Origin of the sequence: Enterococcus sp. DIV0806c (assembly GCF_051710905.1) — a bacterium.
GTDB classification, from domain to species: domain Bacteria; phylum Bacillota; class Bacilli; order Lactobacillales; family Enterococcaceae; genus Enterococcus_B; species Enterococcus_B mundtii.
Genome location: NZ_JBIOLO010000001.1, coordinates 61107 through 77750, shown reverse-complemented (window position 1 = coordinate 77750; position 16644 = coordinate 61107). Strand labels below are relative to the sequence as shown.

The window sequence follows — 16644 nt, the reverse complement described above, 5'->3', positions numbered from 1 at the left end:
CGAAAAGTAAGGCGGCATCCACTGAATTTGTTCTTCAATTTTTGGTGGGTGTCGTTTTATTTCCCAGAATGTTACTTCTATTCCTACTATTTCAGCTAACTTTGAGTTAAACTGTTACTTTTTTCTTATACAATCCTCTATTCTCTTCGCCTCTTTTCAGTTATCAAAAAAGAAAGAACGCCTATTCTTCCATCCTTTGATATGAGAAAAAACCATTTAGTTTCTCGCCTAAGTGGTAGGGTTTGACACGCATTTATGTTAAAATAGGTCCATTGATGGGAGAATCCAGGAGGCTATGTATGAATGATCCAATGAATTATTACCGTGTGGCAAGAGAAGAGTGGCGCGAATTTTACCGAAATGGTCAAGCTCCATTGACACAAGATGAACTAGATAGTATAAAAAGTTTGAATGACCGTATTTCCATGCAAGATGTTCGCGACATTTATGTACCACTTGCGCACTTGATTTTTCTGCATATGAAAGAGTTTGAATCCCTCTCTCTGAGCAAAGGGTTATTCCTTCATAAATACACTCAAGTCCCACCGTTTATTATCGGGATTGCCGGAAGTGTCGCAGTCGGTAAAAGCACCACCGCGCGCTTATTGCAAATGATTTTGTCTCGGACATTCAAACGAAGAAATGTCCAGCTAATCACCACAGATGGTTTTTTATATCCGAATAAAGTCTTAAAAGAACGTGGTATCATGGACCGGAAAGGATTTCCGGAAAGCTATGACATGGAAAGGTTGATCGATTTTCTTAATCAAGTGAAATCCGGTCAAGAAACAACCAAAGTTCCAGTCTACTCTCACGATGTCTATGATATTATTCCCGATGAATATGAACTGATCCAACAACCGGACATTTTGATCGTCGAAGGAATCAACACGCTTCAACTACCAGCTAATCAACAAATTTACGTCAGTGACTTTTTTGATTTCTCTGTCTACGTTGATGCAGATTCTGAATTGATCGAAAAATGGTATTTGGATCGCTTTGGCGCGTTACTTGATACAGCTTTTCAACATCCACAAAACTATTACTACCAATTTGCCATTGGTAATCGTGAAGATGCGTTTAAAATGGCAAGAGATGTATGGAAAAATGTGAATTTGAAGAATTTAAACGAATATATCTTGCCTACTCGTGGAAGAGCCGATATAATTCTCCATAAAACTGAAAATCATATTATCGATTCGATTTTCATGCGAAAATATTAGCATTTTAAAATAGTTCAACTATTTTGAGATAAATTTTAAAGGGATAGGGGTAATAAATGTGACGAACGTTGCCGATATGACAAACGTTGAAAAAATCATCGTACTAGATTACGGTAGTCAATATAATCAATTGATTACACGACGCATCCGTGATTTAGGTGTTTTTTCTGAATTATTGAGCCACCGTATTACAGCTGAAGAAGTGAAAGCCATGAATCCGAAAGGGATCATCCTTTCTGGAGGACCAAACAGTGTCTATGATGAGAATGCTTTTGGCATTGATCCTGAAATCTTCAATTTAGGAATTCCAGTGTTGGGTATTTGTTATGGTATGCAATTGATCACGTACAAACTTGGCGGTTCTGTTGAGCCTGCGAAAAACCGTGAATACGGCAAAGCATTGCTTGAAGTAACAGCCGATGATGCGGCACTATTCAGCCAAACACCAAAACAACAAACCGTTTGGATGAGCCATGGGGATCTAGTAACCAAAGTACCAGAAGGTTTTGAAACTGTTGCTACAAGTAGCGATTGCCCAATTGCATCGATCCAAGACAAAGAACGTAACTTCTACGGTATTCAATTCCACGCAGAAGTCCGTCATTCAGAATATGGGATCGAATTATTACGTCATTTTGCTTTTGACATCTGTCACTGTGAAGGCAATTGGACAATGAACAATTTCATCGACATGCAGATCGAAAAAATCCGTGAACAAGTTGGCGATAAAAAAGTCTTACTTGGTTTATCTGGCGGAGTGGATTCAAGTGTCGTTGGTGTCCTTTTACAAAAAGCGATCGGTGATCAATTAACATCGATTTTCGTTGACCATGGTCTATTGCGTAAAGGCGAAGCGGATCAAGTCATGGAAAGCTTAGGCGGAAAATTCGGCTTGAACATCATCAAAGTAGATGCAAGAGAACGTTTCTTAAATAAACTTGCAGGTGTCTCTGATCCTGAACAAAAACGTAAAATCATCGGTAACGAATTCGTATACTTATTTGACGACGAAGCAACAAAGCTTGCCGGCGAAGAAGGTGTGTCTTTCTTAGCACAAGGAACACTTTACACCGACGTAATCGAAAGTGGAACAGAAACTGCCCAAACGATCAAATCACACCACAACGTAGGTGGCTTGCCTGAGGACATGCAATTTGAATTGATCGAACCATTGAACACACTATTCAAAGACGAAGTCCGCGAACTAGGTACACAGCTTGGTATGCCTGATTCAATCGTTTGGCGCCAACCTTTCCCTGGACCAGGTCTTGGTATCCGTGTCTTAGGTGAGATCACTGAAGAAAAATTGGAGATCGTCCGTGAATCAGATATGATCTTACGCGAAGAAATCGCCGCTGCCGGTCTTGACCGCGACATCTGGCAATACTTCACTGTTTTACCTGGTATCCGTTCTGTTGGTGTCATGGGCGACGGTCGTACGTATGACTACACAGTCGGTATCCGTGCGGTCACATCGATCGATGGCATGACAGCTGACTTTGCACGTATCCCATGGGATGTGCTACAAAAAATCTCTGTACGTATCGTCAATGAAGTCGCACACGTGAACCGTATCGTGTACGATATTACCTCTAAACCACCAGCAACTGTGGAGTGGGAATAGAATAATCAAAATAACCGTGAATCCTTTGTTAATGAAGGGATCCACGGTTTTTTTGTTTTGTAACTAAAGGAATACAAAAAGAGGTACATTTAATAACTTTGTTTCTTTGATGTACTATTTATAGTTGTGTCATAGCTAAATTTCTGAACAAGAAGTTTATACCATAAAGATATGTCTTTATAGCTTTTGTCTTGCTTTATTTTATGGGAAAGGTTCTACTCAACACACAAATTGAAGTCCATTGAAAAATGAGACCAATAATCTATCTTTTTAAAACACTGTTTTTATTGAAAAATATAGCTTTGTAAAAAAGTAAGGCTAATTCATTCACCTATTTTTTTAATACAATGACATCTTTACCATCAATTTGGACATTTAATACACCTTGCTCATCGTATCCAATAAAATCAAAATACCAAAGTACTTTACCCTCATTAGATAAACGACTTTCCAATAAGTTAGATTCTTTCAGTTTACCTTCACTTTCATAGGTGAGTTTTATGTCCATACTATTTTTTGCACCATTCAACTGATCAGCTTCTACAACAAACATTGTAGGATAAGCTTTGCCAAAGGCTTTATTGCCAGTTTCTATTACATTACCTGTAAAACCAATTGGTTGAAAATTTTTCATTTCTTGTACATTTACAGGTAAAGGCCAATTACCTTCCGTAGTTAATATTTCAACCTTAGAAAATCCTTTCCCAGCTCCTTTTTCACCTTGATTTACTCCACTTATTTTGTTAATTTCAACTGACAGTTCCTCCATAGTATCAAAATCATTTTCGAAACTATTTATTAGATAAGAAATTTCTAAAGTATTTGTGGAATCATCGAAATATTGATTAAATGTATACGAGTCAACTTGAGAATCTTCTGTAGAGTTGTTTGTAAACAGTACTTTACCATCTTCTTTGATCGAAAATCCTAGGTTATAGTAATCTATTCTTGAGGACACAAGCTTGGATTTTTCAGGAAGATTGATAATGAAATATAGTCCTAATTGTTTCTGGTCTATGTAAGCTTTTTCTAATTTGATTTCAATTTCGTTGTCTTTAACAACACTATTTAGTTGATGAACAAATTCTTCTTCCACTAACTTTTTTGATGTAAATTGCCCAAATTTCAAATAATTTCCAACAGCTTGTGTTATTGGGGAGATGCAAACAACTATCAAAACCAACGCAGCTATACTAGCTATTAGTATTGTTCCAAGTCTTCTTTTCTTATTTCTACTTGTTTTGATTTTTTGGTACGCGACATCTATTTTTTCTTTTACTTCCCTAGGTATTTTTTCTTCATTATTTTTTAGATTAGCTAATTCTTTTTCAAAATCTTCATTCATATTTTTAATCACCTTTCGTGTATTCTTTTTTCAACCAGGCTTTACCTCTAAAAATTCTTGATTTCACAGTCCCTAATGGTTCTCCAATAATAATACTAATCTCTTTGTATGAAAAACCGCTGTAATAATAAAGTAAAATCGGTACTCTATACACCGGATCTAGCTTTGAAATAAAGTTTTCAAGTTCCAATCCTTCTTCACAATCTTCTACTAATAATTTTTGATGATGGTCAGAATAGTTATAGGAAAATTTATTATTTTTCTTAATCAGGTTATAACTCTGATTAATTAATATTTTTGTTATCCACGTATGAAAATATTGAGGCTGTTTCAAATTCCCAATTTCTTCAAAAGCAATTAAAATAGTATCTTGTAAAACATCGGCTGCATCTTCTATACCTAAATATCTTTTGGCTATCCCATAAAGAACATTTTCATACTGCTCTATTAACTTTACAAAGGCTTCCCCATCCCCTTTTTGAGCTCTTTTAACTAGCCATTTTTCACTTGACAATAGAAATTCACCACCTTTATCTACTCTATTAGAGCAAAAAAACATGCAAAAAGTTCCCTTTCAAAAAATTTTTCTTAAACAATGGATACCTTGTCAAATCAGCTGAATAAAAGTTGGATCGAATAACAAAAAGACTGAGAGGTATCTGATATGATATGCTCCCCCTATATAGGACACTGAAATATAAAAGTCCTGTGTAGGGGGTATTTTGTATGCCAAAAAGAAAGATGAAACTCACTCCAGAAAAACGAGTTGAACTAGTAGAGCGCTATTTGAATGGTGAAGCCAGTATTATCAGCTTAGCTCGCACTGCAGGCATTAGTTGGGCTGCTTTAAAAAACTGGATTATGCTTTATGAGAATGGGGGACCTACTGGCTTATTAGCAAGACGGAAGAATACACATTATACGATTGAAACAAAGATTCAGGCTGTAAATGATTACCTAAATGGTTTGGGGAGTCTGTCGGAAATTACTAAGAAATATGGACTAAGACAGTCTAAACAACTACGAGATTGGATAAAGATATATAATACTCATAGAAACTTCAAAACAGGAAGCGGTGGAAGTCAAATGAGTCAATCAAGAAAAACAACCTTCAAAGAACGGGTGGAAATTGTCCACTATTGTATTGTGCATGATCATAACTATGGAAAAACGGCTATCAAGTACCAGGTATCGTACCAACAGGTACGTAATTGGGTACTAAAATTTGAAGAAATGGGCGAAGCCGGCCTAAAAGATCGCCGAGGACATCGAGCTGGAACAGAACCCAGTCGGACACCTGAAGAAGAAATGCGTGATCGACTGGCTGAACAAGAACGCAAAATCAAACGATTAGAAATGGAAAATGACCTCTTAAAAAAAGTAAGGGAGTTAGAAAGGAAGTGGGACTAGACCTCAACCGTCATATCTTTGAATACCAAGCAATTAAGGAACTCCACGATCTCAAAAATTATTCGATAAAATTAATGTGTGATTTTTTTAACGTCTCCAGATCAGCGTATTACCGTTGGTTAAAGCAACCAAAATCAGCTCAAACTATCTTTAACGAACACTTGGCAGACCTAGTAAGATACATCTATGAAGCAGATAATGACAAGGGGTATCGGAGAATCCGAGACGACTTGGTTCAAGATTTTGGTTTGCATGTCAATGACAAAAGAGTCTTACGTATTTGTCGTAATCTTCAAATTAAATCTACCGTCAAACACCATCCAAACGGAATTACTAAAGCTTTCAATAATCCTTATCATATTGCCAAGAACTATCTAAATAGAGATTTCCATGCAGATAAACCAAATGAAAAATGGCTAACTGATGTCAGTGAATTCAAGTACACTCTAGAAAACCAAGTAAAGAAAATTTACCTTAGTGCCATTCTAGACTTAGCAGATCGACGTATTGTCTCTTTTATCATTAGCGATAGAAATGATAATAAGTTGGTTTTTGATACCTTTGACGAAGCGATTCGACTTGAGCCTAAGGCTCATCCGCTATTACATAGCGATCGAGGGTTTCAGTACACCAGTAAAAACATGAGAACTAAAATCAAAAATCAAGGGATGAAACAAAGCATGTCTCGTGTTGCCCATTGTATTGATAATGGGCCAATGGAAGGGTTCTGGGGAACATTGAAACGTGAAAAATACTATCGTCGTAAATTTACAAGTCGCGAAGATCTCGTATCGATGATCGAAGATTACATCAACTACTATAACAATGGCCGTTATCAACGATGCTTGAAATCTAAAACTCCATTACAAGTTCACCAACAGCTTTTAATGGCAGCGTAATAATCGTATTTCTTAGATGTGTGAAATGTCCTTTGTTTCTCACATCTAAGAAATACACCAATCAGGTTTAAACAATGAAAATCAAAAGAACTGTTTGCCACAAAGTTAGCAAACAGCTCTCTAAAAATTTTATTATATTTCCATGTCCACTTGACGGGGAGCCAACCAATCTAAGCTCTCAGTCTTCAATCATATTTAAATTTTCTCTGAATAAATATTATTTACCAATAGACTTAAATAACTTTTATAGGCACATTAATCAACATTTCCTACCCAGTAATAGGTACCATTTTGTGGATTATGGTTATAGTAACATTTCGTCCCATTTAAATAAAGATAGGCATTTTTATTAATTAGCGTTCCTTCAGCATACCCAGAATCAAGTGTATTCCATGCTTGTGTCTCCGTCCCAATTACTCCATTATCATTGTGAGATTCCCAACGCAATAAAGGACCTACAGAGTTTATTGCTTTAAATAAGTAACCAGCAAATCTCCAACCACTTCCTGAAAATAGATTTGAACTATAGCTTGCTCCATATGCTAATCCTCTTACAGTGGAGGGTGGTGTAGCCTCCCTTAATTGTCCTGCTAGTAAGCCTGGATTATTTGGATTTTTAGACAGTTGATCAGTTAATTTGTCTTTTATTTCTCCCCATGTTATAGCATTGGGATCAGTTTCGCTGTTATAACTTGCTACAACTTTACCAGTTTTGATAGACGTTTCTATCATTTCACCGTGCAGAAATCCTCCTTCAGGAAGGATTAAAATTTTTGCATTATCTGAATATCTATTTTGGATTTCTTGTTCAGTAACAGAACCAGATAATGGCTTATCTTTCCTTTCCGCTGCATGAGTCTCATTCCCAGTTCCAATAAATAATCCTACTGTTATAAGTGTTGCTACTAATAATAACTTATTCCATTTCATAGATTCCTCTCCTAGCTCATAATAATTTTTATAATTTAGTAAACGCTTACTTAATACATATTATAAGTTTTTCCGTTACTCATTTTAAAATTATTAATGTTTTTTTAAAATAAATATTTTTAATAACTATTACTTAAGATAAGCTTATAAGAAACTATCATTAACCATAGTATTAGGAATATTTTTTGTGTGAATAAGTGTTTAATGGCATTTGGTATGAGAATTGTGAATCTGCGTATGCAAATTGAATTGCACAAAATTTCAAATGTTTATAAACAAAACATTTGAACACAAGGACTATAAAAAATATTGGCAATTCTTACAGACTTTTGCCCCTCTTAGAAGATAATAAAATAACTAAAATTTATATTTTTAATTTGTTTTACTGTGTTGTAAAATCAATTAACTGGTTTCTATTTTTAAAACTCTTCAAGTAGATACAAAAAAATCCTTCCTACAAATAAAGTAGGAAGGATCAAAAAATAGAAATCAACTTTAGTCTATTAGCAGCTGATTGAATATTCTATCTACTTAGATCATCTTATTGGACTTTCTTTCTTCTTGTTAAATAGATTAATGAAACAAGAAATGTTACTACTCCAACCAGTTGTCATATGTGGTTTGTTTGCTCTCCAGTGTGGAGTAAGTTTTTATTATTATTTTTGTTGCTTGTTTTATTGTTTGTATTTTGAGAATGTGCAACATTATTATCCTTGCTTGTAGTTCCATTTTTTTCTTTCTCTCTAACAGTGATCGCGGCGGTACTCGTTACTCCAGCTCTATTGTTGATGATCTAATAAAGGTGCCTCTGGAGCAATAATCATTTTATGCCATCAAAACCGAATATATACTATTCCAGAAACAGCTATTTTTTATAACATCTTTGACTAGTTCGCTCTAAAATTAGTTAAAATTTTTGCTCTGCTTTACAAAGTAATTCCTTAGATAATAGAAACACATCCCTAAAGAGGCTGCGAACATTATCCATAGATACTCATGAAGCGGTATACTGATTTTTATACTATCCAGGTATTCCAATGTCTTTTCAAATGTATATGACAGAAGAAACATCAGTAAAAACACTTTGAGCTTGCCAAGTTTTTGTTCAATACTTCGTTCACCTAATGTAGCTAGTCCTAAAATCAATCCAATAGTACTTGGGTACAATATAACAAATTCTTGTTTTGAAAATATTTTTGCAATTCCAACAGCAATTAAACTCACATATGAAGCAAGTAACACGTTTCTTAATATATTACTTAATATGATTTTCATGTTCGCATCAACTCCAAAATAGATGTTTTGCATAGGCTAACTATTTAACTTTCTTACAAGTGGATATACATCACTTATACCATTTTCTGTCGATGGTTTTCGATATTAGTCAAAAAATACCTTTTTGAAGTCATAATTGTACATGAGGTTGTGACAAAAGTTCTTAACTTCGAGAAATAACCTAAAAAAAGAATTGTTCGTCATATTCCCCATTCACTTTAAAAAAAATGAAAAATCAATGTTTTTACTTTTTGAATTATTGTATAATACTCATATCAATTGAAAAATGGGAGGTTTTATGAACGTATTCCAGCTAAATGAAGGCATTTATCAAGCAATCGTCGATGGCACTTTGAAAGGATAATTACACTATCTTGATGAACGTAAAGCAAAGAAGAAGGAAATGTTGGTTAGCGGTGCATACGCTTGGACGAAAGGGAATCATATTGATGATCAAGTAGCAAAAATCGGACAAAGTGTTGGCATTGATTTTACAGTTGAAAAAGCTGGCTATACCTGGGAATATTTACAGTTCACCCTAAATGAAGAAGCCGATACTTTTATGTTGATCGTCAAGAACTCTCGGCGAATCCGCCAAACATTTGATGGCGTGATAAAAAAAGAAAAAAACTACCTAACAGACTTAGCCGATCTTAATCTTCCCGCATTCAAAGAAACAGGATTGACGCTTTTAGAAAAAAACGAGCAAATCGAATTAGAATTAAATTATCCCGAAGAAATAAAAGCGATCCAAGAAGGTCGCTCTTTAGCGGTTGAACATGCTTGTTCTCGTTTTTACATAGTTACATACGAAATCAATGACGACACCAAAATAATTGACTCTATCCACTTAATGATGCCCAATAGTGAAACAATGAGTTTGGTTTCGATAAAAGATTTATCCACTTATATGGCTACTAGCCCTTATGAGATTACATATGAAGATGTAGCGATCATCAAAGAAGAAAAAACGACCGATCAAACAATCTTTTCCGGAGAACCAAATGCTTTTGGGCTCTCTGTCGCTGTAGAGATAGAGGAAAAAGAAAATTAATGAAATTAAAAAGTTAGGATGTGTTAACCATGTTTTTCGGAGAGAAATTACAAGCTGTTCGAGAGTTAAAAGGTCTCTCCAGAAAAGAGCTCGCTGATTTGGTCAATGTCAGCGAGCAAGCGATATGGCAGTATGAAAATGGATATACGGTTCCTAAATTTGAGATCGTAAATAAATTTAAACAAATTTTTTTGTGAAACCGCAATTCTTTTATACTGAAGCTTTTATCAAAAACATAGCCACAATTGAACGGATCGCCTATAGAGCAGAAGATCGTGAAGCTAGAAAAAAAGCAAAGATGGAAACAACGTATTTAGATTTTGTTAGCCATTTTATTTTAGTATTTGAAGCGAATGTGGAAGAACCGCCAAAAACAATCTATCACTTAAGACAAGCATCTGAAAAGGATTATTATAACGCTTCTAAAACTACTGATAAAAAAATGATCATTCAACATCTAGCAGAAAAAGCTAGAATTGAATTAAATATAAAGAACAATAAAGAATTATTGTATAAATTAGAAATGTCTGGAATTTCGATTCTTGAAAAAAATATGGGCGCAGAGATTGATGCCTATAGTGTTTGGACGAAAGAAAACCGCCCCTTTATCATTTTAGGAAATCGAAAAAAATCCTCTGTCAGAAGAAATTTTGATTTAGCACATGAACTAGGACACCTTTTAATGCATCGATTGATTGATATGGATAGTCTTTCTAAAGAGGAACATAAGGTCATTGAAAAAGAAGCAAATGACTTCGCCTCTTATTTCTTACTTCCAGAACAAGAATTTATCAATGATTTTAAGCAAATCAAGAAGAAATCGTACCCATACTCTTATGTGGAAATGAAAATGAAATATATGGTTTCAATCATTGCTTTAGAGTACCGTGCGTATAAGTTGGGCTTACTTAGTTTCGAGGAAAACAGATATTTTTATGCTTCACTCAATAAATACAATATGCGCGATAAAGAACCTCTAGATGAAGATATTCCAATTGTTCAACCTGGTAAAATACGCGCACTTCTTCACTTTGTTTTTGAAAATCAACTTCTTTTATTAACTGATTTTTTGGATAAATACAATATTGAGCTTTCTTTTCTAGCTAACCTACTCAGTGTTGATGAAGACTTTTTAACAAAATTCAATGATACGGTTCGAACAGACTATTATCATTCGAATATCATCCATTTTTCACCTAATCGAAAATAGGAACAGTTAAACTTTCTAGCAATTTTTTACCTCATGAAATTTACCAAAAGTAATTTTTTCAATAATAAGCCATCAAAGCCAAAAATACTTTTTAGCTTTGATGGCTTATTTTGAATGCTCACTTCAATTCTAAATAGGTCATCTAGACTATTTTTTATGCTACTTTAAGTACCAATTCTATTAAATATCTCTTTGATTCCAACTGTTACATTGATTCTTCCCAAAGTTTGACACTGATAATTGTCTCTTTTAGCAACTCTACGCTGATTTCTTTATCATTCATAAAAAGACCACTACTTCTGTACGGATAATCACTCTCTAAAATAATAGCTATCTCCTCTTTATGTTTTCTAGCTCCGCTCGCATAGCTTTAGGTATGAAATCAGAACGCTCAAAATAAAATCCACTTGAATAAGTACATCGATTTGTCCAAATTCTCTTAGTAAAAATTAGTACTGATTTTCTCACTTTGCCGATTCTCTTTTTCATTCTAAAGCCTTCGTTTTTCATACACTTGGATTCTATTAGCATTTATTTAAGCCAAACAATGACAACTAAAAATCAATATTGAAACAATACCTTCTCTTTTACTCACTCCTCCCTTTTATCATTACCTTGTCCCACTCATAAACTGTCCGTTGAAATCGAAAAAACATTGTTATACCAAGGACTACCACATTAATGTGGTAATTAATTATCATTTACTACATAACAAAATTTCATTAAGATAGAATTAAGGAAGCGCTTCCGGAGGTGGGTTTGATGAGTTTAAGCAAAAGGGAAAAGCTGTTGCTACGTCTACTTTTAGACCAACAAAAATATCAACCAGCAGCATTTTTCCAAAAACAGTTGTATGTCTCTCCTAAGACAGTTTACAACGACTTAACAAGTTTGGAAGAAAAAATAAAAGAAACTGGTGCCGTGATCACTAAGCTACCTCGCAAGGGTATTCGCTTAGAAGGTACTGAATCAGCGAAACAAAATGCACGTTCTTTGTTGGTATATGAGCAACTCAGTCTTGATGAGTACTCGCCAGAATACCGTCGCTTATTCATATTTGGGAACTATTTTTTTTCAGAAAAAACCATACGTTATCATGAGTTTGCTGAATACTTTTTTGTGAGCCAGCAATCGATCAAAAATGATGTAGATGACATCGTAAGATTTTGCCAATCGAAACAGATCACAGGAAAAGTAACGTCACATGGATTGCAATTGATCGCAGATGAGTCTGTTCAACAAAATGTTTTCAAATCATTCTTAGAACCATATATGGAAACTGAAGGAAGTCAACATACTTCTATTCCTTCGCTGTTTGATGAGCGAATTATTGACCTGACAGAACAGTTTATTTATGGGATGATCCAGCAAATTGGACGGCAAATTAATAACTATTTTGTAGAATCATTATCTTTATCCTTACAGATTTTTTTATCTAGGCTTCTTTTAGATCATCACATCGAAAAGCAAGAACAGCTAGTCTTTGATGAATTGAAACGAATGAAACTGTATATGATTGCCCGTTCATTTGCCGAAATGGTCAATGAATCCTTGTCTATTTCATTACAGGAGTCAGATATCCAATATATCTGTTCGCTTTTACTTGCGCATGGGATCGAACCTTATGTCCAAAGTACGGATAAGCCTGATTCAGTAATCACAGTTTCCACAAAACAAATCATTGATAAAATGTCGACTTTATTGAAAATTAATCTGACACAAGATGAACTGTTGTTACAAGCCTTGCTCTCACATATCGTACCCATGATCCATCGTCTGAAAACTGGTATGTTGATCAAGAACCCTTTGCTTAAAAGTATCAAAACACAATATTCGACGATGTTCACATTGACCAAGTATGCGATTAGCGAGTTAGAGAAAGAATTCCGCTGTTCTTTAACAGAGGATGAAGTCTCTTTTCTCACGATTCATTTCCAACTGGCTTTTGAAAAGCGAAAGATGACAAATCATATCCTCATCGTTTGTCGCTCTGGCCTTGCCACTTCAGAATTGATTTTCAATCGGATCAAGCAGACCATTTCGGCGAATACGGTTTTAGAAATCATTCAATCAAACAAACTCTCTCATACTTCTTTGGAAATGGTTGATCTAATCATTTCAACAATCCCTTTAGAAGAAGTAGAACCGCCTGTTATGTACGTGTCTGCTTTACCAACTACCGAGGAAATCACAAACATCTCAGCAAGAATTTCTAATTTGAATGAAAATGAAAAAAAATTCCATTCAAAAAAATATCAATCGCCCACTTTACTAAAAAAATATCTTGATCCAGATTTCATTTATATACAAAAGCCCTTTTCAACAAAAGAAGCGATCTTGTCTTTTTTAGCCGATGATTACTTGGAAAAAGACTTAGTTAGCCACGGTTTTAAACGCTCTTTATTTGATCGAGAAGAATTAGGTAGTACAGGACTAAAAACCGGGGTGGCCATCCCTCATGCTGATCCACATACAGTGAAAGAAACAAAATTGGCATTTGTCACACTTGCTTCACCGATTGCTTGGGGAGATACGAAGATCCAATTGATTGTTTTATTAGCAATCGCTGAAGAAAATATGACCGAAGCAAAAGAATTGATCGCTTCAATTTATGACTTGTTCAATTCCTCAGAAGAAATCCAGTGGATTGTAGCGAGTCAAACACCAGATGAACTTTATCACAGACTTATAAGAGGAGGGAATGAGCTTGTTTTTTGATCATCAACTTGCGTTATTGAATCAATCATTCGTAACGAAAGAAGAAGCGTTGCAAAAGCTATCAGAAGAACTACGAAAGAAACAATGTGTCACGGATGATTTCTATCAAAATATTATTCGACGTGAGGAAGTATTTCCGACAGGTTTAGCCATCAACGGTATAGGCGTTGCGATTCCACATACAGATAGCCAGTATGTCAATGAATCACAAGTGGCATTCATGTCACTCAAAAAACCATTACCATTTATTGAAATGGGCACCAATGATAAAGAAATAGATGTTTCATTGTTGTTTATGCTTGCGTTGAAAGAACCTCATGAACAGTTGGAAATGTTGCAACAATTGATTGAGATGTTCCAGAAACCTGGCGTTTTAGAGGAACTCTTAACACTCACTACAGAAACAGAATATCTAGCGATTATCAAAAAATATGGCTTACATTAAGGAGGAACATTTATGTTAGACGCATTACAGTGGTTTGTTGATTTAGGTTCGATTGTTGTCCTTCCTATCCTTATCTTTATTTTCGGAATCATTTTAGGAACAAAACCAGGAAAAGCATTTACTTCGGCGTTGACAGTTGGTGTTGGTTTTGTCGGATTGAATCTAGTAATTGACTTACTAGGAAACAGCTTGGGACCAGCGGCACAGCACATGGTTGAGCGTTTAGGGTTAAACTTGACCACGATCGATGTCGGTTGGCCAGCAGCCGCAGCGATTTCTTATGGAACGATTTTGGGGAGTCTCGCTATTCCAATCGGTGTGGTATTGAATATCGTACTGATTTTACTCGGCTTGACGAAAGTATTGAATGTTGATATCTGGAATATCTGGCATGCTGCATTTATTTCTTCACTTATTTTTGCTTTGACCGGTGATTTCGCTATGGGAATCGCTGCAACGGTGATTTATTTGATGATGATCCTTTTGATGGGCGATATTTTAGGTCCGATTATCAACAAATTTTATGGATTCCCGAATATTACGTTCCCTCATGGAACAGCAGCTCCAGGATTTGTCTTTGCATTACCAATGAACTGGATTTTTGACCGTATCCCAGGATTGAAAGATTGGAAAGCTGACCCAGAAACGATTCAAAAGAAATTCGGTGTTTTTGGTGATTCAACTGTAATGGGCTTTCTGATTGGTTTGGTGATGGGGATTTTAGCTGGCTATGATGTTGCAGGTACTGGTCAATTGGCGGTTCAAACAGGAGCAGTTATGGTGATCATGCCTAAAATGGTTGCTTTATTAATGGAAGGGCTTACTCCAATATCAGAAGCTGCCAATGAATTTGTCAAAAAACGTTTCCCAGGAAGAGAACTTTATATCGGAATGGATGCTGCGTTATCTGTAGGTCATCCAGCTGTTCTTTCTTCTTCCTTATTACTCGTGCCGATTACGATCTTATTAGCGGTTATCCTACCCGGCAATACAACTTTGCCTTTTGGTGACTTAGCAACGATTCCATTCTTGATCTGTTTGATGGCTGCAGTCTTTGCAGGAAACATTATTCGAACAGTAATCGCTGGAACACTCTATATGGTAAGTATTCTTTACATCACATCTTGGGTTGCCCCACTAGTCACAACAGCTGCTCGTTCGGCAAACTTTGATTTACAAGGAAACTCAACGATTACTGCGATGGCAGAAGGTGGTCTTTGGACCACTTGGATGTATGTCGGACTAACAAAAGTTTTAAGCTGGGGTGGTTTAGCGATCATCGGTGCAGTTGTTCTTTTCGGATTGATCTACGTCAACAAAATTTTACCAAAAAAGCAAGCAGCTAAAACAGCTGAATAGGAGGAAACTAGAATGAAAAAATTATTGATTATGTGTGGTACAGGTGTTGCAACTTCTACCGTTGTAACGAACAAAGTAAAAGAATGGTTAAAAGAAAAAGGGCTAACGGAGCAAGTAAAGTTGTATCAATCAAAAGTAGCCGACGAAATGAATAAAATCGATGAATATGACATTGTTGTCAGTACGACAGTCGTGCCAGATTCAATCAAAGATCGTGTCATTATGGGTCTGCCTTTGTTGACAGGTATCGGTACCGAAGCGATGTATGCTGAAATCGAGAAGAAAATCAACGAATAAAGGAGAATCCACATGCTGGTTACCACAAAAGAATTATTTGAACAGGCAGATAAAAACAATTACGCGATCCCTGCTGCCAATTTCTTCGATTTAGATAGCGCAAGAACGTACGTAAAAACAGCTGAACGATTAAAGAAACCATTGATCTTGGCGTTTGCCCAGTCTCATATGAATATGATGTCGTTAGAAGAAGCCGCTTTGATTGGTAAATTCTTAGCAGAAAAAAGTACTTCACCTGTCGCCTTACATTTAGATCATGGTCAAGACGAAGCAATCATCAAGCAAGCAATCGATCTAGGATTTACTTCGGTCATGATCGACGCATCAGAAGATTCATTCGAAGAGAACGTTCGCCGATCAAAAGCGATCGCTGATTATGCTCATCCTTTCGGTGTGGTTGTTGAGGCAGAGATCGGTCACGTCGGCGCTGGAGATAGCTTAGAATCAGAGGAGAGTGACTCCATCTATACAGAATTTAGTGAAGCTGTGAAATTTGCAGAAGCAACTGGCGTAGACTCATTGGCAGTATCTATCGGTACCGCCCACGGTCACTATACAGGTACACCTAAAATCAACTTTGATGTTCTACAGCAGCTTTATGAGGCACTAGCTATTCCTTTAGTATTACACGGTGGTTCTTCTTCTGGCGATGAAAATCTTGAGAAATGTGCGCTCAACGGCATTCGTAAAATCAATATCTTCACCGACTTTATCACGGCAGCAATGGATAAGATCCGTGAAGAGCAACCAGAAAATTACTTTGATTTGATCCATGATGCAAACGAAGCAATCGCTAAAACTCTAGAGCATTATTTTAATGTCTTCCACACAGCTTCTCATGAATAAAGGAGTGTA

The 16644-nt window shown here is 35.8% G+C and carries 16 protein-coding genes; 12 read left to right on the top strand and 4 right to left on the bottom strand.

Annotated features, from left to right (window positions below; translation table 11 throughout):
• Positions 1–299: 299 nt before the first annotated feature.
• Together coaA and guaA are read left to right on the top strand one after the other, a co-directional pair.
• Complete coding sequence (coaA, locus tag IGK77_RS00360; protein ID WP_019723173.1) at positions 300–1223, top strand: type I pantothenate kinase; 924 nt, start codon at positions 300–302, stop codon at positions 1221–1223.
• A 58-nt stretch (positions 1224–1281) separates the two neighbouring features.
• Entirely contained in the window at positions 1282–2847 is a 1566-nt protein-coding gene (gene guaA / locus IGK77_RS00355) for a glutamine-hydrolyzing GMP synthase (RefSeq protein ID WP_071867748.1), read from the top strand.
• Positions 2848–3178: 331 nt separating this feature from the next.
• On the opposite strand, the gene IGK77_RS00350 is transcribed toward guaA, so the two are convergent.
• Positions 3179–4192: a DUF4179 domain-containing protein gene (locus IGK77_RS00350; protein WP_074799958.1), complete on the bottom strand. Its 1014-nt coding sequence runs from the start codon at positions 4190–4192 to the stop codon at positions 3179–3181.
• A gap of 4 nt (positions 4193–4196) precedes the next feature.
• On the bottom strand, positions 4197–4706 hold the full coding sequence (locus IGK77_RS00345; protein ID WP_218150062.1) for an RNA polymerase sigma factor: 510 nt from the start codon (positions 4704–4706) through the stop codon (positions 4197–4199).
• Positions 4707–4918: 212 nt separating this feature from the next.
• Between IGK77_RS00345 and IGK77_RS00340 the strand changes: the two genes are divergently transcribed.
• Positions 4919–5602, top strand: a complete 684-nt coding sequence (locus IGK77_RS00340) for a transposase (protein WP_438712849.1) — start codon at positions 4919–4921, stop codon at positions 5600–5602.
• Positions 5593–6501: an IS3 family transposase gene (locus tag IGK77_RS00335; RefSeq protein WP_218150058.1), complete on the top strand. Its 909-nt coding sequence runs from the start codon at positions 5593–5595 to the stop codon at positions 6499–6501. Before IGK77_RS00340 ends, IGK77_RS00335 begins: the two co-directional genes overlap by 10 nt.
• 255 nt (positions 6502–6756) lie before the next feature.
• On the opposite strand, the gene IGK77_RS00330 is transcribed toward IGK77_RS00335, so the two are convergent.
• Together IGK77_RS00330 and IGK77_RS00325 are read right to left on the bottom strand one after the other, a co-directional pair.
• Entirely contained in the window at positions 6757–7431 is a 675-nt protein-coding gene (locus IGK77_RS00330) for a hypothetical protein (protein WP_438712848.1), read from the bottom strand.
• A 903-nt stretch (positions 7432–8334) separates the two neighbouring features.
• The gene (locus IGK77_RS00325; RefSeq protein WP_071867750.1) at positions 8335–8706 is read right to left on the bottom strand and encodes a hypothetical protein; all 372 of its coding nucleotides are present in this window, start codon (positions 8704–8706) and stop codon (positions 8335–8337) included.
• 403 nt (positions 8707–9109) lie between these two features.
• On the opposite strand from IGK77_RS00325, the gene IGK77_RS00320 reads away from it, so the two are divergent.
• From IGK77_RS00320 to IGK77_RS00285, 8 genes are all read left to right on the top strand, one after another.
• Positions 9110–9760, top strand: a complete 651-nt coding sequence (locus tag IGK77_RS00320; RefSeq protein ID WP_256209298.1) for a hypothetical protein — start codon at positions 9110–9112, stop codon at positions 9758–9760.
• Between the two features lie 29 nt (positions 9761–9789).
• The gene (locus IGK77_RS00315) at positions 9790–9957 is read left to right on the top strand and encodes a helix-turn-helix domain-containing protein (protein ID WP_256209299.1); all 168 of its coding nucleotides are present in this window, start codon (positions 9790–9792) and stop codon (positions 9955–9957) included.
• Complete coding sequence (locus IGK77_RS00310) at positions 9954–10970, top strand: ImmA/IrrE family metallo-endopeptidase (RefSeq protein ID WP_438712847.1); 1017 nt, start codon at positions 9954–9956, stop codon at positions 10968–10970. The genes IGK77_RS00315 and IGK77_RS00310 overlap by 4 nt, the downstream gene beginning before the upstream one ends.
• Before the next feature lie 762 nt (positions 10971–11732).
• Entirely contained in the window at positions 11733–13688 is a 1956-nt protein-coding gene (locus IGK77_RS00305; protein WP_074801037.1) for a BglG family transcription antiterminator, read from the top strand.
• Positions 13678–14133, top strand: a complete 456-nt coding sequence (locus IGK77_RS00300; RefSeq protein WP_074801040.1) for a PTS sugar transporter subunit IIA — start codon at positions 13678–13680, stop codon at positions 14131–14133. The genes IGK77_RS00305 and IGK77_RS00300 overlap by 11 nt, the downstream gene beginning before the upstream one ends.
• Positions 14134–14145: 12 nt before the next feature.
• Positions 14146–15492 (top strand): PTS galactitol transporter subunit IIC, encoded by a 1347-nt coding sequence (locus tag IGK77_RS00295; RefSeq protein WP_071867754.1) that lies wholly within the window; start codon positions 14146–14148, stop codon positions 15490–15492.
• Between the two features lie 12 nt (positions 15493–15504).
• Complete coding sequence (locus IGK77_RS00290; protein WP_019722790.1) at positions 15505–15789, top strand: PTS sugar transporter subunit IIB; 285 nt, start codon at positions 15505–15507, stop codon at positions 15787–15789.
• Positions 15790–15801: 12 nt separating this feature from the next.
• Positions 15802–16635, top strand: a complete 834-nt coding sequence (locus IGK77_RS00285) for a class II fructose-bisphosphate aldolase (protein WP_074801042.1) — start codon at positions 15802–15804, stop codon at positions 16633–16635.
• Positions 16636–16644 lie beyond the last annotated feature (9 nt).

What these genes read in the sequence shown, in the direction of transcription:
- coaA (WP_019723173.1), top strand. Translation starts at nt 300, where the DNA reads ATGAATGATCCAATGAATTATTACCGTGTGGCAAGAGAAGAGTGGCGC.
- IGK77_RS00350 (WP_074799958.1), bottom strand. Translation starts at nt 4,192, where the DNA reads ATGAATGAAGATTTTGAAAAAGAATTAGCTAATCTAAAAAATAATGAA.
- IGK77_RS00340 (WP_438712849.1), top strand. Translation starts at nt 4,919, where the DNA reads ATGCCAAAAAGAAAGATGAAACTCACTCCAGAAAAACGAGTTGAACTA.
- IGK77_RS00330 (WP_438712848.1), bottom strand. Translation starts at nt 7,431, where the DNA reads ATGAAATGGAATAAGTTATTATTAGTAGCAACACTTATAACAGTAGGA.
- IGK77_RS00325 (WP_071867750.1), bottom strand. Translation starts at nt 8,706, where the DNA reads ATGAAAATCATATTAAGTAATATATTAAGAAACGTGTTACTTGCTTCA.
- IGK77_RS00320 (WP_256209298.1), top strand. Translation starts at nt 9,110, where the DNA reads ATGTTGGTTAGCGGTGCATACGCTTGGACGAAAGGGAATCATATTGAT.
- IGK77_RS00315 (WP_256209299.1), top strand. Translation starts at nt 9,790, where the DNA reads ATGTTTTTCGGAGAGAAATTACAAGCTGTTCGAGAGTTAAAAGGTCTC.
- IGK77_RS00305 (WP_074801037.1), top strand. Translation starts at nt 11,733, where the DNA reads ATGAGTTTAAGCAAAAGGGAAAAGCTGTTGCTACGTCTACTTTTAGAC.
- IGK77_RS00295 (WP_071867754.1), top strand. Translation starts at nt 14,146, where the DNA reads ATGTTAGACGCATTACAGTGGTTTGTTGATTTAGGTTCGATTGTTGTC.
- IGK77_RS00290 (WP_019722790.1), top strand. Translation starts at nt 15,505, where the DNA reads ATGAAAAAATTATTGATTATGTGTGGTACAGGTGTTGCAACTTCTACC.
- IGK77_RS00285 (WP_074801042.1), top strand. Translation starts at nt 15,802, where the DNA reads ATGCTGGTTACCACAAAAGAATTATTTGAACAGGCAGATAAAAACAAT.